Genomic DNA, 20792 nt, shown 5'->3' with positions numbered 1-20792 from the left:
TCTACTTCCGTTATTAATTTCACCGGAGTGTCCAAGGGGCGGGTTAAAGAAGGCCACACACCCGTGCACATAGGGGAGACTTTTTGGGTAAGCTCCGCGTCAAACCCCGGTGACTGTTCAGTTTAGTGTGCCGCATCATACCGAAGTCGCCGGCCACAGGCACTCCTGCGGACAGCAATTTTTTGTCTGATTTTTTGTACCCTGTGTAAACAAGAGTAAAACGCATTGCGGGCGATTTTGGGCGGCGGATAATGCACGCAATAAATCTCTATTTTTTACGATTAAACGTTTAATTTCGGTGATATTCCTTGTCCTTTTACCGCATTTTGGCAATTTGTGTTCCGTTGCTTGCCAGCTGTAGTTCGCAGCCAATTGAGACTATCGAGCCCGATAAAAACATGGGCTTACCAGAATTTTTTCGCGCATCGGGTACTGTTGCACCGAGTCTGCGCTGGTGGCGAGATCTAAATGATGAGCAGTTGGACAATTTGGTACAAATAGCTCTAAAAGATAACCCGGACCTTCAGGCTACTTATTGGCGCTTGCAGCAGGCGGCGGCTGTCGCGCGGGGAGCGCGTTCCAGTCTCTGGCCGAGCCTTATCGCCAGTACGGAAAATACCGAACAGCGCTATTCATCCGGTGAGTTCACAGACTCCTCCGCCGAGGGAAATAGCTGGAGTACCCGTATTGCCGCCAGCTATGAAGTCGACTTGTGGGGGCGGGTCCGCGCCGGTGCCAGTGCGGCTGAGGCGGCTTACCTGGCCCAGGAGCAAAACCTACACACCGCCGCCCTGACTCTGGCGAGTGAGGTATCCGCCACCTGGCTGGCGCTGCGGGAGCAGTGGGGCCAGCGGGATTTGCTGCAACAGCAGCTGGAGACCAACCGCAAAAGCTTAAAAGTTCTGGAACTGCGCTTTGGTCGCGGCGTCTCAGGTGCAGCGGATGTTTTGCAGCAGAAGCAACTGGTGCAACAGTCACAGCAGGAGCTGGATGAAGCGGGAGCCGATATCGACACCCTAAAGGTGCAGTTAGCGGCCCTTCTGGGCATCAATGTCGCGGAACTCGATGGCATGATTCATCAACAGTCCGGACTCCCAATCCTGCCGGCCCTGCCTGAGACCGGCGTGCCCTCACAGTTATTGTTGCGCCGCCCGGATGTCGTGGAGGCGCAGCGGGACCTTTTGCAGGGGTATCATCTGGCAGATGAGGCCTGGGCCGATCGACTGCCAGTATTCAGCCTGTCCGCCGTGGCCAGTAATGGCACCAGTTTGATCAGTAATGTGACTGAAAACTGGCTTTTGGCTATTGCCGCTTCGATCGAAGGGGTGATCTTCGATGGTGGCGCCCTGGCATCTGCCCAGGATCAGCAGGATGCGGTTTTGCAGGAGCGCTGGGCCCTCTACCGCAGTAAGGTCAATGAAGCGCTGTCTGAAGTGGAGCAGGCACTGATTCAAGAGAGCCTGATTGAGCAGAGGCTCAACCACTTGCGCGAGCGCAAGCGCCTTGCGGATCTTTTGCTGTTGCGTCAAAACCGCGCCTATGCGCGAGGGACCATCGACTTCCTCAATGTGTTGACCGCAACGGATGAACAACAGAGTCTGGCGAGACAAATACTGTCCGCCGAACGGGAACTGATTGAAAACCGAGTTGTACTTTACCGCGCGCTTTCCGGTGGAATTCCCAAGGCGGATCTTCCAGCCCCCGAGCCCGTGGATTTGGAGCTGTACCTGGAGGGAAATAGCTGATGTTGCAGAAGCTCAATTGGCGCCTGCTGATACCGGTAGTGTTGCTGGTATTGGCACTGTTGATCTTCAACGGGATGATGCGGGAAAAACCGTCGGTCAGTCGCGGCGAGCGCAGGGCGCCGCCGCCGACTGTCGATATAGCCGTTGCAGAGCAGGGCCGTTTCCCGGTGACCTTGAGTGCCCTGGGTACCGTGAGTGCCCGGGAGCTGGCGGAGTTGGAGCCCCAGGTAGAGGGACAGGTGCAATGGCTCGACTACGATCTGGGCCCCGGTGCAGTAATGCCGAAGGGGCAAATACTGCTGCGGGTTGACCGCGAGCCCTACCAATTGGCCCTGATGACGGCTCAGAGTGCCCTGGCCGAGCGCCGCGCCGAGTTGCAGCAGGAGCGCGGGCAACAGCAGGTGGCCCAAGAGGAATATGAGCTTCTGGGGACATCGCTCTCTGACGCTGACCGGGCCCTGGTCTTGCGCGAACCCCAGAGGGCGGCCGCCGAGGCGGCGGTGCAATCTGCGGAGGCGGATGTAGCCCTGGCCAAGCGCGATCTGCGCCTGACCGAGGTCCGTGCCCCCTTTGATGCCCTGGTGGTAGAGCGCGATGCCGATGTGGGTGATCGCGTGTCCCCAGGAGACACCCTCTACCGCCTTGCCAGTGCCAATCGTTTTCAGATTGCCGTTGAGGTGCCCGCGTCGCAACTGCATCGGCTTGGGCGCGGCGATGTGGAAGTTCGTATCTACGGCAGCCAGTGGCCCGAAGGGGCTTATCGCCGTGGTGAGTTTGTCCGGGTTATTCCGGTACTGGAAGAGCAGGGGCGTCTCGCCAGTGTATTGGTAGAACTGGAGGACCCGCTCTCTGTCCTGGACCCCTCCCAGCCGCAACTGCTTCTCAACGACCTGGCGAGAGTCGAGATTGTTTCCCAGAGTGAGGATGAGCGTGTGCGCATCCCTCTCAGCGCCTTGCAAGACGGCAACAATGTCTGGGTGGTTCGGGATAACCGCACCACCGTGCTGCCGGTAGATGTGGCCTATATGAGTGGCGACTACGCCGTGCTGGAGCAGGGCCTCAGTGGCGGCGAAACCTTGGTTACGACGCGGTTGGTGACAGTGACCGAAGGCATGCCGGTTCGCATTGCCGGGGACAGTAATCGCCGGCAGCGCCCACCGATAGATGCGGCCGCTGCCGCAGAACGCCCGCCGAGACGCGGTCCCGGTGGCCCCAATTCCGGGGGCGCAGATGACTGAACAGAATAGCCCCAAAGTGGCAGTCGATACCCGAACTGGCGCCATTGCCTGGATGGCGCGCAACCATGTCACCGCCAATTTGCTGATGTTGGTTTTCCTGATTGGCGGTTTGATTTTTTCGATAATCGTTAAGAAAGAAGTCTTTCCGGAATTCAGTTTGGATACCGTCAGCGTATCCATCTCCTACCCCGGTGCCAGTCCTGAGGAGGTCGAGCGCGGTGTGCTGGTAGCTGCTGAGCAAGCGGTACAGAGCCTGGTGGGAATCAAGGAGATGACCGCTAGGGCCAATGAAGGCAGCGCTTCTCTGACCCTGGAGCTGGAAGGTGACGCCGATGCCGCACTGGTTTACCAAAATATCCAGCAGGCCATCGATTCTGTTACGACTTTCCCTACGGATATTGAGCAGCCTCAGGTCAGTCTGGCCGAGCGCAAGCGGGATGTGCTGGATCTGGTGCTGCACGGCGATCTCAGCGAACACAACCTGCGCGCTCTGGCGATGCAGGTTTACGACAAGCTTGAGGCGCACAGCGGTATCACCCAGCTGGAAGCGCAGGGCATGCGAGACTTGCAGGTGGCGATTGAAATTCGCCGCGACGATTTGCGACGCTATGGGCTCACCCTGCCGGAGGTGGCGGGTATTGTGGAAAATGCGGCCGTGGACATTCCCAGCGGCAGTGTTAAGTCCGATGCCGGGGAGATACTGGTCCGAGTGACTGAGCGCCGCGATTGGGCCCGCCAGTTCGGCGATATTGTGGTTGCCCAGGGCAGCGGTGGCGGTGCAGTGTACCTAAAAGATATCGCCAACATCAGCGATGCCCTTGAGGAAGAGGCGCGCAATATGGTGTTTAACGGCGAGCCGGCCATCAGTATCAAGATCTACCGGGTGGGTGACCAGACGCCGATGAGCGTTAGCGAGGCCGCCCATGAAGTGATTGGAGAGGTTAGGGCGGGTTTACCCCCGGGTGTGACCCTGACCGTTCGCGATGACGACTCGGAAATTTTCAAAGCGCGCCTGACACTGCTGCTGAAGAATGGTTTTATCGGGCTGCTACTGGTGTTTGTTGTGCTCGGTGCCTTCCTGGAGTTGCGCCTGGCTTTCTGGGTAACACTGGGCATTCCCACCAGTTTCCTCGGGGCTCTGCTGTTCCTGCCCGGGCTCGATATTTCTATCAGCATGGTGAGTATGTTCGCCTTTATCATCGCCCTGGGAATCGTGGTGGATGATGCGATTATTGCCGGTGAGAATATTCATGAGTGGCGACAGCAGGGTTACAGCAATCTGGAGGCGGCGATTGCCGGAGCCCGACAGGTGGCGGTACCGCTCACCTTTGCGATTCTGACCAATATTGTCGCCTTCCTTCCTCTGATTGCCTTGCCCGGCTTTATGGGTAAGGTCTTCGGTGTAATTCCATTTGTGGTGGGCTCGGTCTTCATTATTTCCTGGGTGGAAGCCCTGTTTATTTTGCCCGGACACCTGGCCCACTCCCGTCGCGGCTATAAGAGTCGTCGGGCGCGCCGTTTTGCCGCGCGGCAAAAAATACTCGCGCGGGGTTTCGATCGCTTTATACAGCAGCGTTTTAGGCCCTTCCTGGATTTGTGTATCGAGCATCGCTACACCACGATTGCCGTGGCCGTTGCGGCACTGCTGGTGGTCGGCGGCTATGCGGCCAGTGGCCGTATGGGCTTTACCCTGATGCCCAGAGTTGAACGGGATTCCGGCCGCTTTGCCGTGACCTTTCCCACCGGCACGGCCCAGTCCCAACTGGAAAAAGCGCGCTCACAGATTATTTCTGCTGCTGATAAAGTGCTCGAGCAATACGATCGCGACAAGGTCTTTTTGGGGATTCGCGGTTTGATGGGGGATGATGCGATTATGGTGGATGCCTACTTCGTGCCCTCCGACGAGCGCTCCTTTTCCACTGGTGAGTTTATCCGCGCCTGGCGCCAGGAGACCGGGCCCATTGCCGGTGCCCTCAGCGCGACAACTGCCTCTGACCGGGGTGGTCCCGGAGCGGGTTCCTCGCTAACTGTGGAATTGCGCCATACCGATACGGATACCCTGGAGCAAGCCGCCATACGCCTGGGGGATGAACTGGAGAAATTCCCCAATGTCAGCGATATCGACCCGGGTATCTCTCTCGGTAAAACTCAGCTCGATCTCACGCTGACGGAAACTGCCAAGAGCCTCGGTATGTCTGCCGAGGAGATTGGTCGCCAGTTGAGGGCGGCGCTATACGGAGCCGAAGCTCTGCGCCAACAGCGTGGCCGGGATCAGGTGAAGGTGATGGTGCGCCTGCCAGAAGATGAACGGACCAATATAAATGATGTGAACAGCATTATGATCCGCGCCAGTAATGGCGTCTGGATGCCCCTGCCAGATCTGGTGAAAATTGATAAAGGGCGCGCCTACGCCACCATTAATCGCCGCGCGGGCCGTAGGGTTACCACGGTGACTGCCAATGTGGAGCCCAGTGACCAAGCGACCCTGGTGATTAATGAATTAGATGAAAGTGTGGTCCCCCAGCTGAAAGCGGAATTCCCCGGTCTCAGCGTTTCCTACGAAGGGCGCCAGGCGGAAGAGCGCGAGGGCTTGGCGAGTCTGGGGATGACCTTTGCCCTGGCAATGGCAGTACTGTATTTACTATTGGCAATTCCCCTAAAGAGTTACATGCAGCCGTTGATTGTGATGGTGGCGATACCCTTTGGGGTGATTGGTGCATTGCTCGGCCACTTGGGGATGGGCTATGGACTCAGTATGGTGAGCCTGTTGGGCATGGTGGCACTGGCCGGGGTAGTGATTAACGATACTCTGGTTATGATTGAGTACAGCAATCGCCTGCGCAATGACGGCGCCGATCTGGAAAGCGCTATTAAGGGCGCGGCAGTGCGGCGTTTTCGCCCGATCGTGTTGACTACCGTAACGACTTTCTGCGGTTTAATGCCGATGATCTTTGAAAGCTCGGTACAGGCGCGTTTTATGATTCCAATGGCGATCTCACTGGGCTACGGAATACTTGCCGCGACAGCGATCTCGCTGTTATTGGTACCCTGCCTCTACCTGATGATGGGTAGAGATATCCCGCAGTTGTTTGCTTGGCTGAGAAATAATATTGCCCACCTTGGGGGTGGGAATACTGCCGAGCAGAAATAAGTCCAGCCGCCGACATAACTGTGTCGGCGGCATTTTTTCTCAAACCCCCGCCTTTTGTGACCAAACCTTCCTTGCTGGTTCCAGGCTTCGCTGCCAGGCCTCTACGGGTTCTTCGAACACCAGCCCCGCCGCTTTAATTTTAAGTTTTGATTTTGCGGCAGCGAAAATGCTGCGCCAGTTCAAGGTTATGAAATTAATTCACGGCATACTTCGAAATTAGTCAGTTAATTCTACCCACTTTCAAATAACAGAAAATTTTGCCCAAATTTGAAAGACCCTGAAAGAAATTGAACGGTAGTTTATGACTTTTAATAAGTATAAAAGGAAAGTGTCAGTGTGCAGCTCAATTAGTAAACATAAAACCCAGCCCCAAAGTATGGAGCCGGTTGAATCGGGTGCTGTATCAACAGGAGATACCATTTGCGATTTAATCGACAGGCAAAGGCTTAAAAATCCTGATCAGATCGCCATTATTGATGGCAATACAGAAATAAGCTTCACGCGCTTGATACAGCGGGCCACTGGGATTGCCGCAGAGCTGGGGAATCTCGGCGTAAAGCCCGGTTCTTTGGTGGGCGTTTGCATGCAGCGCTCCTGGGAGCTTATTGCTGTGCTGTTGGGGGTGATGCGTGCGGGTTGCGCATACGTCCCCCTCGATCCAGCTTACCCGCGAGAGCGAGTGCAATATATGCTTGAGCACTCCCGCGCAGTAGCGGCAATAGTTGATGGAGAGCATTCGGTGGGCCTGTGCTTCGGTGTTGAAGAGTTAGTCTGGCTCGATGAACTACCGGAATCGCAGTTGGATTCACTGGTTAAAATACCGGGGCCAAGTGCCAACGATCTCGCCTATGTGATTTATACATCGGGTTCAACGGGCAAGCCGAAGGGGGTTGCGGTTGAACACCGAAGTGTTACTGCCCTCAGTGAATCTATGAGCGAGTTGTTGAGTGATAGAGAAATTGAGGGGGTACTTGCCTCGACCTCGGTCTGCTTTGACCCTTCAGTAATGGAAATTATGGGAACCTTGTCACTCGGCGGGACTGTAATACTGGCGGAGAATATTCTCGAACTGCCCAGACTGCCATCTTCGGATAAAGTGCGCACCTGTATTACTGTCCCATCTGCAATTCAAGCACTTCTTTCACTGGAAAAACTGCCTGAGGGGGTTCGCTGTCTGGTTTTTGGCGGTGAGGTACTCAAACGCTCTTTAGTTGAGCAAATTTATACAGGAGCGGTGAGCCCGCGCATAGTCAATGTCTATGGCCCCACCGAGGATACAGTTTATTCGACCTGTGCAGAGATTACGCCGGCCGTTGATAAAATCACCATTGGCAGACCCATAGCCAACACTCGCGCATATATTTTAGATCACTCGTTACAGGCGGTTGCGAGCGGAGAGGCAGGGGAGTTGTATCTGGCCGGTAGCAAGCTTGCCCGAGGTTACTTAAATGATGAACCTTTGACCCGAGAGCGATTTATTCAGCCCCCCTCTAATAGCACAATTTCCGATCGGCGTTTGTACAAAACGGGAGATTTGTGTCGGTGGACAGATAGCGGAGAAATTGAGTATCTGGGACGCATTGATCAACAGGTAAAGATCCGGGGATTTCGCATTGAGCTTGAAGAAATTGAATCGATACTTGAATCAATGCCAGGTATTGATTCTGCGGCCACTGCCGTAATAGATGGCGGGGTAGGGCAGAAGATACTGGTTGCCTATATCGCAAACGCGGATAAAGCAATTACTGAGGCGCAGGTAAAAGAGTTCCTGAGTGAACGTCTCCCCCACTACATGGTTCCCCAGTTTGTCCGGCACTTGCCAGCCCTGCCGCGCTTGCCCAATGGCAAGTTGGACCGAAGTAAGCTTTCTCTCGCGGAAAATATGCCGTTTGCCCCGCAGGGCAATCCGCAGGCGATGAAAGGGGGTGCGGTTAGCCAAAGTAGCAAGTTGCTAGAGCTATCGACTCATCCGGCAGCTTATAGTGAGGTGACAACCATTAGCATGATTCAGCAGGAGGTGGCCTCGCTGCTCAATCACCCTGACCCAGAGATTGTTTTGCCAGAGCTGCCATTTGAAAAGCAGGGGTTGGACTCACTGACAATACTGGAGCTTACCAGCCGCTTGAGTCACCGCGCAGGGCGAACTTTACCAGCTCAAGCACTCGTTGATTATCCGACCCCAAAATTATTAGCGGGCTACCTTATCCATTTAATGGGGGATCAGGTTGAAAGCATGCCTGCACAGGAGGCCGCTGCTTCAGGTATCGATTCTCTCGCCAATCTTCAGTTCCAGCTACAGTCCAGCCACCCAACCTTCCAGGCTGCAAAAGCCCCATCGTGGTCTGCTTCCGATAAAAGCAAGTGGGTCCAGGCGGTGATATCCATGACCAATAGCCAGCGCAGAAACCCCTATAGCAAGGTGTTGCGCACAGGGAGTGGCACTCGCGGCACCGTATCTGATGTCTATAGCGATGATGCGCAAGAGGCGATTATTTGGACAACTAACCTATACCTGGGCCTAAATCGGGATCGGGAGGTTATTGAGCAGGCATCATTGGCTGTTCAGCGTTTTGGCAGCGGAATGGGAACCTCTGCGGCAGCCTCTGGCTTAACAGATCTCCATCTCCAGTTTGAAGCGGAGTTTGCAAACTTGGTAGGAAAGCCGGGAGCCTGTTTATTCCCGACCGGCTACACGGCCAATGTGGGCGTAGTTGCCGGCCTTCTGGGCAAAGAGGATGTTGTAGTAATAGACCAGCTCTGTCACGCCTCCATCGTCGATGGTGCCCGTCTGTGTGGAGCAAAGATCAGGACATTCCAGCACAATAGCGCCAGCGACTTGGAAGCCGTATTAAAGTCGGAAGCATCTCCTTACCGTACTATCCTCGTTGTACTTGAAGGTGTTTACAGTATGGGCGAGGGCGCAGCACCGGTAGCGGACATTGTCGCCATCGCCAAGAAGCACAATGCCCTGGTGTTGGTTGATGAGGCTCACTCGTTCGGCTTTTACGGCGAAAGCGGTGCGGGAATCTGTGCGGCTCAAGGTGTCACTGATCAGGTCGACTTTATTATGACAACGCTCAGTAAGGCGCTCGGCAGCTTGGGGGGTGTTGTTGCCGCAAAGAAAGAGTATGTGGACCTGCTCAGGTCCTCAGCGCGGGCCTATATTTTTCAGGCCTCAGTGAGCCCCGCCGATATTGCTGCTGCCCTGGCAGCCCTGCGCCGGCTTAGGGTTGATGATGGGCTCCGGGATCGACTGTGGGATACGACCCGGTATATGCGCCAGCAGTTTGAGCGAGCGGGATATGACCTGGGTACCGGGGATGGCCCTATTGTGACTCCGCATTTTGCTGATAAAGATAAACTGTTTGCCATTGTACAGGCCTTATATCAGCGGGGTATTCAAACCTCGGCGGTCACCTACCCAATCGTGGAGAGTGGGCGTGGTCGCCTGAGGTTGATTTGTTCGGCGGCTCATACCAAAGAAGATGTCGATAAAACTCTGCAAGCTTTGATTGAAGCGGAGCGGGAGGTGGATGTTCATCTAGCGACAGCAGATGATAAACCTATGGACTTGGGGCAGGCGCGCGCTGAAGTTGGGGAGTGGGCTACTACTTTTTCTAACCATCTTAGATGTTATCTGGAAAGTGTACCCGGCCCCACACCTAACTTGTTGTTGTCTATCAGTGTCTCCGAGCAGTTTGAACCAGTCAGAGTGTTAGTCTACGGCGGCCATGTAAGCCTGAGTGACCACTCAATATCTGGCGTTTCTTCATGTACTATGGTACTTAAAAATAGGTGTACAGTTTCGGCCCTGCGTTTATTTGATATACAAACTTTACTTGACAGTATTTGCACGGGCACTTGTGTATTAAGTGGCGAGGCGGAGCCTTTTATCTGGTGTATTGCACGGATGATTGACTTTAAGCGGGGTTCCAAGGTTTTCAAAAAATTTGAGGCTAGTGAAGAGCTTACTATTTGCTAATTGGCTTGAGAGATAAAGCTACGGGCCCTTCAGTGAATGCTGCTGGGCCCATACTTTGTGATTAAGCTACCTACTACTTACTATCTGTACAGTAAGGCGATTTTGATAGTTGAGCTTCGCTCTTTATAGAGTTCAGGAGCAGCTGCTCTATATCTATTTTTATACATTTGTACTATATAGGGGTGACGTATTGATTCTTGGAACTTTTCTGGTGAATTGGAGTGAATGGGCTTTGGAATTATAGAGCGGTGTGATATATAGATGCTGCTTTTGAATTAACTGTTAAGCCTATGAGGAAAGAAATGGCTCAAGAAAGGAAAGCATTCATCACACTTGGAAAATCAAAGTTTTCCAAATTCGCTAATGGTACTGTACTCGTTATCTTACTTATCTATGTCGCTATAAAGAGTGGCATCATAGAGCCGGCTGTAACGCGAGGATTTGATTACACAATTCCTGCTAACGAATTGTCAGTTTCTAGCGCTCAGGAGTTACAAGAAAAATTGAGTGGCTTCTCTATCAATGAAAAAAAATTAAGCTCAGAGCTTGCTAAAGCCGGCATAGATTTGCATCAGTTTCAAGAAAACACGTCAATGGAGCTTGTTATTAGCACAACACAAAATGGTTTCGAAGGGTTGGTTGTTGAGTTTCAATCAACGCTGGATCCAAATCAGCTAAAGTCAGTTTACGCAAACATTGCCGATCAAATTCAAAACCATGTTTCAGGTAAAAAGGATTAACAATACGCTGCACCGGGTACTGACAGGCTTCCACTGTTGATTTTTGTGCTATAGGCCAAGAGTAAGTAATGGATAATCTAGGTGATATCTCTTTGATGTTTTCAAGATTAGGCGGTCAAAAAGAGTTGACTGCTACACTTCGCTTCGCTCGGCCTATGCCTTCGGTGTCATGGGTAAAAAATAGAGAGGTTCTGAGGTGGATATAGAGTTTGGAGGTGAAATTTTAGATTGCTATGGAAATAGTTCAATCATTTCGATTCATCCGAATGGTTCAAAGAAAGATATCCTGCATCCTGGCATTGTTGTGACGATTCGAGAATGCAATTCGATCAAAACAACTTTAAAGATTGCAGGAACAGATAAGGACTATTTCCTTTATAACAATTACGCTTTATGGCATTCTTGGATTGTGATTGGGTGTGGTGGTCACGCACATTTCATTTCAAAAGACTTCAAGAAAATAAAGTCACTAAGTCTGGGAGCCACTTCCTTTGGCTACTTCCAAGAGTTTCTAACCTCTGAAGATTACCCGCTAGGACTTGAGAAAAATCATCTATTAATTACGTCGGGAACTGGTCTAACTTTAATTGACGATAATGCTGATATTGTTTGGCAGCTAGATCACTTAGCTGTCGATGGCACGAATGTTCAAGACATTTCCGGGAATACTATTTATGGTAGTGCTGAAGTTGATCCTCCAGGCGGATGGCTAGATTTTCAGGTATCATTGGCCGATGGAGCGCTTATCAAAGCGCCGAAGTACTAGTGACACACATAAGGCGGGCTGCCGGTAGTTTTTAGCTATCATCCCCCCACACCAGCCATCGAGCGGTGTCCGCAATGTGAATATCCCCAATTTTTGCATTTTGCTAGATTGTAGTTTTGCTGGCAGCCTCCTTCCCATAAGACCTTGTGGTGTTGCAGTTGCCATTTGCCAGTAGTTAGCATTTAATGGAGTTCATTAACGGTGGTCTTCCTAAAGGGGGGCACCCCCTTGGTTCACGCCTATCCTGGGCCTGCCAAGTCAATGTTGCTCGCCGCTATCGAGGCCGGATAGAGTACGTTATGCGTTTTAAAGAAAATAGATATGGCTAAAGAAGTAGAAAGAAAGTTCCTGGTAGACCCGCAGATAGTTGCCGAGTTGTCAGATGGTGTGCGAATCTCACAGGGTTATATCAATACGGCGGATAAGACCGTTGTCAGAGCTAGAGTCAAAGGCGATTTGGCGTATCTAACTCTGAAAGGGGAAAGTAGAGGGATGACGTGCTCAGAATTTGAGTATGAGATCCCGATGGATGATGCTAGATCCATTATTGATGAGTTATGTCGAGGTAATACCGTCGATAAAACAAGATATGAGATCCAGTATGGTAAGCATTTGTGGGAAGTTGATGTATTTCACGGCGAGAATGAAGGGTTAATTGTCGCTGAGGTGGAATTGACCTCTGAAGCAGAGGCGGTGGATCTCCCTGCTTGGGCGGTTGAGGAAGTTACCGGTCAAGTTCGCTACTTCAATTCATCTCTGCTTAACGAGCCTTATTCGACCTGGGGGGGCATATAACAAAGTCCAGTAGTAAAGCAAGTTTTCCGCTATGGATGGCGTTAAATTTCTACAAAGAGCGCTATGAAAAATATGCGTACCACCCTGAAATCGCATAGCCAAACAAAGCAGTATGTGATTGATGCCGCCGGACCCGCTAGCGCTCGCGGTTTTTCGAGATGTTATAAATAAGTCTCCCAATGGATATTACCTACTCAAAACTGATAGAGTTAATTGGCTTAAATGAAGGAGTGGTGTGGGGCGAAAGCTCGTGCCGAGATACTCGCTTTTGTTTGCAGTTTTATGTTCATGATTCTAGAACCAGATGATTGGTTCATTATGTAGCTGAAGCTTCTAATACCCTATTAAATGTATATGCTAAAAATCTACCGGGAGAACTAGGCTGCGAGAATGATTTTGATAGTGAAATCGTCTATGAGTACAGGTCTGATTCGGATTGTGATGTCTTGGATAGGGTATGTTGGCTAGGTGCACATTTTACTTGGGCTATGTATAAAGCTGGTATTATCAACTCACAAATGGAGCAAGATTTTTGTGCTGTATTTGACGAGGTAAGTAGAAGTACATAACAAGCGTATGCTATTCGTCTCTATAGGCTGAGGCTTCCGGTATGCTGTGCTTCACTGCGACACCCAAATGTAGCTGTCAGAAAACTTGCAGATGGCTTGTGGATGTTTAAAGAGCCAGCCTCTAGCCGAGTATGCGACTAAAGAGAGTGCTGCAAAATAGTACCAGGGTTTCTTTTGATAGTCCTGTGTTAAGTTGGTGAGCACTAAAGCTCCACTGAATTATTGAAGAGTGTCGGTAAGGGAGTTAATAGGTTGACAGAATATGGTATCTCCTCTCGATGCGTTCCAAATTCCGGTTGCCCAGCAGGGCTAGGGTTTCAGTGTGTTGTAATTTGTCGCAAGTGCTTGTTCGGCTTCAAGTGTGGTAAGCTGCCTTTCTAACGATTTTTAGGTGCTGGGTGCTTTTGCATATTTGCTGAGAGTTAACATAACAAATGCATGGGCCTCTGCTGCTCTGTGTTAGTCACCTTAAAGGAAATATGCTTTAGAGCAAGGAGGGGAAGAATGTTGGATGTGGATACAAGGGGGTAGATTTCTGATCCAAAGGTTAAAAAGCTTGAGAACCCAATAATAAATCATGGCGTCATGTCTAGAGTCAGTACCATGGTGCTTCATCGAACAGGTACTAAGATTGGCCAATCAGTATTGACTGCTTGAGAGAGCAGGAAGGAATGCATTTTCTGATAGATGAAAGTGGAAAAATATTTCAGACTGCCAGTCTAACCACAATGTGTTGGTATGTTGGAAGGTTGTACTCAAAATGCAGAACTCTAAAGGCATGCAGTGCTGAAGAGGCAAGGCATATTGAAGGTCTACTGAAAACCAAAAATGCTTCTTGGGGAGCTAGGTTTAAATTGGTTACAGATTATGAACTAAAAAAGGATTATCCACTTCGCTATCCTCATAACCATGATTTCATTGGCATTGAGGTAGTTGGTTTAATGTCGAAAGAAAATGTATACGAAACCCCTAGCGAAGTCCAAGTAAAATCATTGATTTGGCTGTTGGGTAATCTTGTCGAAAAGTACGGTCTCACACTTACAGATCTTTACGCTCATGGAAAGATTGCCCATAAAGATCCAAAAAGACAGAAGGTACTGCGTCTTTAACTGCACACCTGTTGAAAAAGGCTCAATAGTATGTCATTGGGTAGAGTGCTGTTGTTTTTTACTGTTTTTTTCATAATTGTAGGGTGCTCGAGCGACTCTATAAGGGGTAGCAGTTATCCTTTTGAATATACTGAAATCCGTTATGAAAATTTAGAGGATGTCAACCAGTGCGGCTGCTCTTTGATATCCAGGGAAAAGCTGACACATATCCTGAAAACAGGTGTAAATAAAACAAGTATGGAAATCCATGATCATGTTTCAACAGTTGGTTGTACTGTAAATGGAACTCTGAAAAGAAATGGTCAGGTGCTTGATTTTTTGTTTGACTATGGGGGAGTCTTCTATTTTTCTGATGATTCTATGTTGGTCTGTGCTGAGTCGTGTTGTTCAGATGGCTTCGAGTTTTGCTCTTGGTCAGAAGGCGGCGAACAATAGGATATGTATGATATCCACCGCGTTTGCATGCAGGCTTAGTGCGTGTGCCAGACATGGCATTTTCTATTTCTTTTAATGTGGTGAGTTTTTTATAGGGATAATATATTTTGAGAACTACAGCAAGTTTCTCACTTTTGGATTGAAACGATCGGTGTGTCAGGGAAAGCGTTATGAATTTACTGTTTGTATGTAGTGAGAATAGATTGAGAAGTCCTACAGGTGAGGAGGTCTTTTCAGCTTACGAAGGTATCAATGCTATCGGCGCTGGCACAAATAGTGATGCCGAAACAACTGTAAGTGGCGACCTAATTGAGTGGGCTGATATTATTTTTGTTATGGAGAAATCCCATCGGAATAAAGTCTCAAAGAAATTCAAGGATCTCCTAAAAGGCAAGAAGTTGGTTTGCCTCGATATCCCTGATAATTATGCTCGTATGGATGCAGTGTTAGTCCGCCTACTTGAAAGTAGGGTGTCCAAGCATGTCCGCTTGCGGTAGGCTAAAACAAGGCTTATCGTAATGTTCAAGATGTTTCTGGCTTGCAAATAGCTTGGTCAGCATGAAACTTATACACTTTCACTGGAGAATTAAACTGCTCCTCTGTGTAAGGCTTTGAGCAGGATTGAAAGGTGTATATAAAATATAGGTAATGCATTGTGTGTATGGAGGAGTTCAATGAATTGTAATAGTTGCGATAACGAATTTGAAGTCGCTGAAGTGGTTAAAGAAAAAAAGGGCTACGGTATATTCTCAGCTATCTTCCCATGCCCGGAATGTGGAGTATTGCTTCGGATAGATAAAAAATTTAAAAGTTTCAGGGTGTGTGGAATCATAGGGTTTTTGCTTGGTTTGATATTGCTAATATTTAATCAAGTAGGGTTGCTCCCTATAGACTATAGGTATTCAATTGTTCTCATGGTTTTGGGAAGTGTGCTATTTGAGGTGTCTGTAGCCGGTATGGGCACTGAGATCGTTGAATAAGAGCGTATAACCAGTGGCAGTAATCGGGCATGGCAAAATTGCCACTCAATCCATTTTGCAAATAAGTATCAGTTCTATCCTGCTAGCAGCGTTAGTCGCACAAACATGAAAGCACGCGTAAATAAAAAAGAAGTAGAGTTTCAGTTGCTTCAGATAGCAAATATGAATTACGGTCAGATGCAACGCTGGAGTGATTTTGTGCCTTTAGAGTATGAGCTGGAAGTTGATAAGAGCACCTTTATTTTTCAAGTTAATGAGTACTTCGCTGAATTTCGTCGCAATGAAATTGAAGAGAATGATGTGGAGGAGTTTGCTGAGTTAGCTGCTTATAAAGGAGCTGGCTATCCCGATCTGGATAGATTGCTGTCAGATCATCCTGAAATCCTGGAGGGTGTTCTAAAATTCAATGATTATGACATTATTCATAGGGTGGTAGCTCGCCCTATACCAGGATCAAATTATTACTATTCGATAAATTCCTTGGCTTCAGTGCACGTTCGAGAAGAAACGGTGATATTAAAAGGCGTGTGCTTTCAAAGCGACTACGTGGAACATACTTACAGTTGCGAGTTGCCTAGAAGGTATGCACTACTCAGGTCTAAAGCCGAATAAGACGACGTGGCAAGCCTATACTGTGGTCGAGGGGTAAATGTACGGCCTTCACGGTATTTGTCATATAGATATATTCTGGGTATTTAAAGTAAGATGAGAGCCTTGATTTATTGCACTACGATTTAACCATCATCGAATGACCCAGCTTCACCTCAGCTTATCTGAGGTATGTTCGGCGGTATTGAGTGTTCCTGCCTTAGTGAATGATGCAGTGCTGGACTTCAGTTGAGGCCCCCTGCAAGCTATTTGCCCAAACAATTGGGGTGTCTTTGGCTCCACGTTTGTGAAAGTTAACCAGCGAATTTAGTCAATAATGAGGGCCTTTTGGCTAGGTGGGTTGATACCTAATAGTTCCTTTGACCTTTAATATTGAGGCCAAGGATTGCATAAGTAGCCTTGCTGGCGTAACGGCTATTCCCCTTGATTCCTGCATTCAACTCTGGAGTGCATTCACGCCAAGCTTGGAGTTTCGGTAATATGTGTACGGGGGTTTTAGTGATGAATAAATCACACAGAGCTCTGAAAGTTACCGAGAAAACAGCTAACCCATTGATTCGTAAAGGCTTCCCCAAAAGATATATAGCCGATAGAGTGCGAAATTGTAAATTGGCTGACCTATATCTGTTTTTATACATCGGTACCATATACGGGTAATCCATTAAGTTTTTAAATTTTTCTTTTTTTGAGGGAAATGGACTTTGGAATTGGATGGAATCATGATATACAAGTGCTACTTTTGACTTAACGGTTAGGATTTTGGAGGGTACTTTATGGCATATAAAATAGAAGTGGTTAGAGAGTTAACTAAAGGAAAGGGTGTGCTTACGTATGATTATGGATCTGTGTCGGTAAGCACCGAGTGTTGGTTTGAATTAGCTGATCCCATTCCAGCTAAAACCTATATTGGTTGTGCTGCTACGCGAATGGCCACAAAGAAAAATTCTAGAGGCAAGCAAAGAGAGGCAATTTATATCCCAGATGGGCAAACTAAGAGAAGGGGCATATTTATACATATGGGTAGCAGTCCTGCTTGGTCTGATGGGTGTATAGTTATAGAGGAGGAGGAAGTTATAAAAATATGGAATTCAATACAGCCAAAAGAAGCTCGCAATGTAACGGTGGTGGTTAAAGACCAATGAGCGCCAACTTAGCAAATAAAAGCCTGCTTGCATTGACATTTATAATGTTGTCGCTTCCTGTATTAGCCTCTCCTGATGTGGAGCTAATGATAAACAGACTCCTTCAAATAGATTCTGATAAGTATTATTCAGAAACTGACTCGGGTGAAAAGTACTACGATTCACTAGCTGAGTATAAGGAGTGGGAGTCACTGTATATAAAATTGTCAAAGTATAACTTAAAAGATAAGCAGTTAAATCAAGATGAAGCTAAGAAGCTGTTGTTTATGGGTTTTATAGCTCGGGCTAATTCAGATGCAGCTATTTCTGAGGCGTTTTCTAGTGATTTAACAGTTATATTTAACGCCAATAAAAATATATTGATAGAGGTTATGTCTGAGTTGAGTTTTGTGGTTCCCTCTACGTGTTACTACCTGTCTGAGTATTTTGGTTTCGAAGGTAAGAATAAAAAATCAAAGAGGCAGTGGATAGGCGAGAATCGCGCTCTTCTGGAAAATGGCCTGGGTTCAAGAGAGTATAGTGAATGTATGGTGTTCTTTAAGTGAGAACCCTAAAAAGAAAAATCAATGCGGGCTGACCTTTTGTTGTCTCGTTATATTTTTAGTGTTTAGGTTAAAAGTTCCGGTTAATTATTTTTTTGCGGGTTTCCTAGTTGTTTGCTCATACTCGTTTCTATTTGTGGTAGTGCGGATATAGACTGCGAAGAATCGAGGAAGATGGGGTGTTTCGTAAAATAGATCTGTCGCTGAAATATTTAGACTTGGATAAGAAGGGGCGCTACGGAGTGTGAGATTTCATACAGGTACAGTTTCGGTGCTCAAAATATAACAAGTGCCGATAATGCGGAATTTTTGACTGCTGGATTTTTGTCAATGTATCAGATAGCTGCCTGGCTGGAGGTGCGTTATCAGAAGTTTATTTACTAATGGATGCTTAAGTATCTTCACCTCAAGCCGCTAAGTAAGATTAATCTGTTACACTGTTGTGGGCGAACAAAGGAATTAATTGGTTGGGAGATGGGGTGTAATCCCAGATAAAATTACTGAGTGGCGGACAAAAGGCAGGTAGGTTGTTTATGTGTGCCAATAACCCGGTTCGCCTAGCTCTTCCTGGGTTGGGTTGGGTTGGGTTGGGTTGGGTTGGGCTGGGGTTTGTGCACTTCGTCTTTCCCTGTTAGAGCAGCTTTATGTGGTATTGATGAAAATAAATTATGATTGTAATTGGGTATATTTTATCGTTTTTTGATGGTGTTCTTTTATTTTTTTCAGTTTTTGGTGCGTTAATGCTGACAGGTGCCATTGCTCGTAATGTTTGGGATGTGATATGGAGTGATTGTTTCTCGTCCGTTGAGGGTGTTTTTACACTCCTTAAGGAGTATTGGGAGGGAGGGTTTTGGCTTAATTATTTTCTTTCTCTGTCTGTGCCGGCAGTTATTTTTTGTGTTTCAAGGTACAATTCGCTACTTGGTTCGCGTTACGCTTTCATCTTGTTTGTACCCTTGTTAATTATGATTTATAAGTTGTTCAAATCCTGGGGGGCTAAAAAAATTGCTGAAAAAATTATTGAGAGTACTGGTAAGGATCGTATAAAAGATATTGATATTCAAGATCTGGATTTGAGGTCAATGAGGGTGGTGAGCCGTATAAAGCTCAGGAGCGGAAGCGATCCGGTTCTTAGTGATGCACAATATTACTTTCGCTGGAATGTCGATATTTTTATTGCTATGCTTGTATATTATTCTTACAAATATATTTATTTTTTCTTTCAGATTTCTTGAGTTGGTAGGGTTTTTTTGGGGTGGGGCGTTGATTGAGCTGAAAAATATCTGGTGGGTGTATGGGGTATATTTCAATCTGGTTTTAATTTGAGGGGAGGATGCTTAAGCTAGATTTGAAAGTTGTATGGAGGCCTGTAACAGCTGGAGTGATAGTTTCGATATTTTCCCTTATTTATCTATCTCGGTTGGCTGAGTATTCTAGCTGAAAGTCTGTTTTCTTTTCCTTGGTGAAATTGTGGTTTTGTTTTTTTGTGAAGGAGATGTTAGCCCTTTAGGGGGCTATTTACAATTGCTTTTTTACATGTCGCAATCGATTCAGTTCAGTGTGGCCACTCGTGCCGAATCTTGCTGAGCTCGCCTTCTTTGAATTCTGACTTAAATTGTTGGTGTATTCTTTTTGTTGCCATATTACCCCTCACTTGGTAGTTTGGCGCTTCTTAGTCAGGGTCTGAAAGGGCAGGGTTGCGGTACATTTACCCTGCTGGATGCTGGGAGGCACTCTAAGGAGTTAATATGAAAGTATTTGCAATTTCTGATATACATGGCAGGCTGAGAGAGCTGAATGACCTCTTTATGCTGATTTCACCAGATAAGACAGATGTATTAATTTTCCTTGGGGATTTTATCGATAGGGGCCCTAAGTCTAACTTGGTTATTGAGCGATTGCTTGAAATATCAAAGCTTTACCCAAACTCCAGATTTATAAAGGGCAATCATGAGGAAATGGCCTTGTATTCAAGGTTTGATGAGGATGTTTTTAGATTATGGATGAGTTATGGCGGGGATAAGACTTTGGAAAGCTACCCTGACGGCATACCCAAAGGGCATTGGCAATTCCTTAGAGACCTTGAGCCTTATGTAGAGCTCGAAGATAAAATATTTGTTCATGCGGGTCTCGAATATAATTTTCCAATGTCGGAGCAGAACGAAGAGGTGTTACTCTGGAATAGATTAGCAGCGCCAATTTCTCATCGTTCAGGCAAGCGTATCGTTTGCGGTCATTCTGCGGAAAGATCTGGTTATCCAAAACAGTATGGTGATGCATGGAGTATAGATTGTGCTGGCTGGCTTACAGCTTTGGACGTGGGTAGTAACGATGTATATCAAGTAGACAGCACTAAGAATATTCGGCAGTTTAATTTATACTCTCAGCTCAACACCTAGCATGGTAATAAATTTCACGCTGGCCCTGTGATCTGTCGCGAAAGTTCTACAGCCTCTCAGGGGCAGCTGATTGTCGAGGTGTGAGATATATAAACTCAGTAACAAGGAAGAATATAATGAAAAAATTATGCATAATTTTTATGATAACACTGCTGTCTGGATGTGTGTCTACTCCAGAGCAGGTGTCTTTCAATGGGGAGGTGGTTGGAACCTACGGTCCAGCAGCCGGTTGTGGAACTCTATTACTAAATCAAGACTGTTCGCAAATGTCAGGAGCCAAAAGGGCAATTGAAATTGAAGGTATCCCCTTGAGAGTGGCAGGAGGTGAAGAGGGGAAGGTGGTGTTTATAATGTCTAAGCCAATGTTTTCTCCTGATGAAGTGGCATTGAGAAATGGGGCAGAAGCGATTAAAAAATTAATGGAGTCAAAGGGTATTGAAATCCTTACTACAAAAGTAGTGTATGGCAATGGGATAACTTTTGGTGTTCATTACACCTTCGATACTGATGGCTATAAATATCTCCAAGAATTATCTATCTGATATTTTTCTTTGAGCGTTTGTGATGGCCGTTACGCCGTTATCAAGCGC

17 protein-coding genes are annotated in these 20792 nt (G+C 47.8%); all 17 read left to right on the top strand.

Translation table 11 applies throughout. The features are described from left to right. Positions 1 to 308 precede the first annotated feature (308 nt). On the top strand, positions 309 to 1745 hold the full coding sequence (locus ACJJIK_RS05680; RefSeq protein ID WP_444944448.1) for an efflux transporter outer membrane subunit: 1437 nt from the start codon (positions 309 to 311) through the stop codon (positions 1743 to 1745). After that, entirely contained in the window at positions 1745 to 2983 is a 1239-nt protein-coding gene (locus ACJJIK_RS05675; RefSeq protein WP_444944447.1) for an efflux RND transporter periplasmic adaptor subunit, read from the top strand. Before ACJJIK_RS05680 ends, ACJJIK_RS05675 begins: the two co-directional genes overlap by 1 nt. Then, positions 2976 to 6134 (top strand): efflux RND transporter permease subunit, encoded by a 3159-nt coding sequence (locus ACJJIK_RS05670; RefSeq protein WP_444930758.1) that lies wholly within the window; start codon positions 2976 to 2978, stop codon positions 6132 to 6134. The genes ACJJIK_RS05675 and ACJJIK_RS05670 overlap by 8 nt, the downstream gene beginning before the upstream one ends. A 334-nt stretch (positions 6135 to 6468) precedes the next feature. Continuing rightward, positions 6469 to 10116, top strand: a complete 3648-nt coding sequence (locus ACJJIK_RS05665) for an amino acid adenylation domain-containing protein (RefSeq protein WP_444930759.1) — start codon at positions 6469 to 6471, stop codon at positions 10114 to 10116. A gap of 302 nt (positions 10117 to 10418) precedes the next feature. Continuing rightward, positions 10419 to 10856, top strand: a complete 438-nt coding sequence (locus ACJJIK_RS05660; protein WP_444930760.1) for a hypothetical protein — start codon at positions 10419 to 10421, stop codon at positions 10854 to 10856. 196 nt (positions 10857 to 11052) lie between these two features. Next, complete coding sequence (locus ACJJIK_RS05655) at positions 11053 to 11622, top strand: hypothetical protein (RefSeq protein WP_444930761.1); 570 nt, start codon at positions 11053 to 11055, stop codon at positions 11620 to 11622. Between the two features lie 321 nt (positions 11623 to 11943). Continuing rightward, entirely contained in the window at positions 11944 to 12417 is a 474-nt protein-coding gene (locus ACJJIK_RS05650; RefSeq protein ID WP_444930762.1) for a CYTH domain-containing protein, read from the top strand. Positions 12418 to 13657: 1240 nt separating this feature from the next. After that, positions 13658 to 14095 carry a peptidoglycan recognition protein family protein gene (locus ACJJIK_RS05645; protein WP_444944446.1) on the top strand — a complete coding sequence of 146 codons (438 nt, stop codon included), beginning with the start codon at positions 13658 to 13660 and terminating at the stop codon, positions 14093 to 14095. Positions 14096 to 14146: 51 nt separating this feature from the next. Next, the gene (locus tag ACJJIK_RS05640) at positions 14147 to 14530 is read left to right on the top strand and encodes a hypothetical protein (RefSeq protein WP_444930765.1); all 384 of its coding nucleotides are present in this window, start codon (positions 14147 to 14149) and stop codon (positions 14528 to 14530) included. 170 nt (positions 14531 to 14700) lie between these two features. Beyond that, complete coding sequence (locus ACJJIK_RS05635; RefSeq protein ID WP_444930766.1) at positions 14701 to 15027, top strand: low molecular weight protein tyrosine phosphatase family protein; 327 nt, start codon at positions 14701 to 14703, stop codon at positions 15025 to 15027. A 177-nt stretch (positions 15028 to 15204) separates the two neighbouring features. Next, positions 15205 to 15510: a hypothetical protein gene (locus tag ACJJIK_RS05630; protein ID WP_444930767.1), complete on the top strand. Its 306-nt coding sequence runs from the start codon at positions 15205 to 15207 to the stop codon at positions 15508 to 15510. 105 nt (positions 15511 to 15615) lie between these two features. Further along, entirely contained in the window at positions 15616 to 16122 is a 507-nt protein-coding gene (locus ACJJIK_RS05625) for a hypothetical protein (protein WP_444930768.1), read from the top strand. Positions 16123 to 16892: 770 nt separating this feature from the next. Next, positions 16893 to 17261, top strand: a complete 369-nt coding sequence (locus ACJJIK_RS05620) for a L,D-transpeptidase family protein (RefSeq protein WP_444930769.1) — start codon at positions 16893 to 16895, stop codon at positions 17259 to 17261. After that, the gene (locus ACJJIK_RS05615; RefSeq protein ID WP_444930770.1) at positions 17258 to 17806 is read left to right on the top strand and encodes a hypothetical protein; all 549 of its coding nucleotides are present in this window, start codon (positions 17258 to 17260) and stop codon (positions 17804 to 17806) included. Before ACJJIK_RS05620 ends, ACJJIK_RS05615 begins: the two co-directional genes overlap by 4 nt. Positions 17807 to 18471: 665 nt before the next feature. Beyond that, positions 18472 to 19038, top strand: a complete 567-nt coding sequence (locus ACJJIK_RS05610; protein WP_444944445.1) for a hypothetical protein — start codon at positions 18472 to 18474, stop codon at positions 19036 to 19038. Positions 19039 to 19551: 513 nt separating this feature from the next. Then, positions 19552 to 20202, top strand: a complete 651-nt coding sequence (locus tag ACJJIK_RS05605) for a metallophosphoesterase family protein (RefSeq protein WP_444930771.1) — start codon at positions 19552 to 19554, stop codon at positions 20200 to 20202. Between the two features lie 116 nt (positions 20203 to 20318). Beyond that, positions 20319 to 20744 carry a hypothetical protein gene (locus ACJJIK_RS05600; protein WP_444930772.1) on the top strand — a complete coding sequence of 142 codons (426 nt, stop codon included), beginning with the start codon at positions 20319 to 20321 and terminating at the stop codon, positions 20742 to 20744. Positions 20745 to 20792: the final 48 nt, after the last annotated feature.

It is taken from the genome of Microbulbifer regidiadema (SeqCode), from assembly GCF_052466995.1.
The sequence above is the reverse complement of the archived record's forward strand: the minus strand, read 5'-3'. Positions and strand labels throughout refer to the sequence as shown.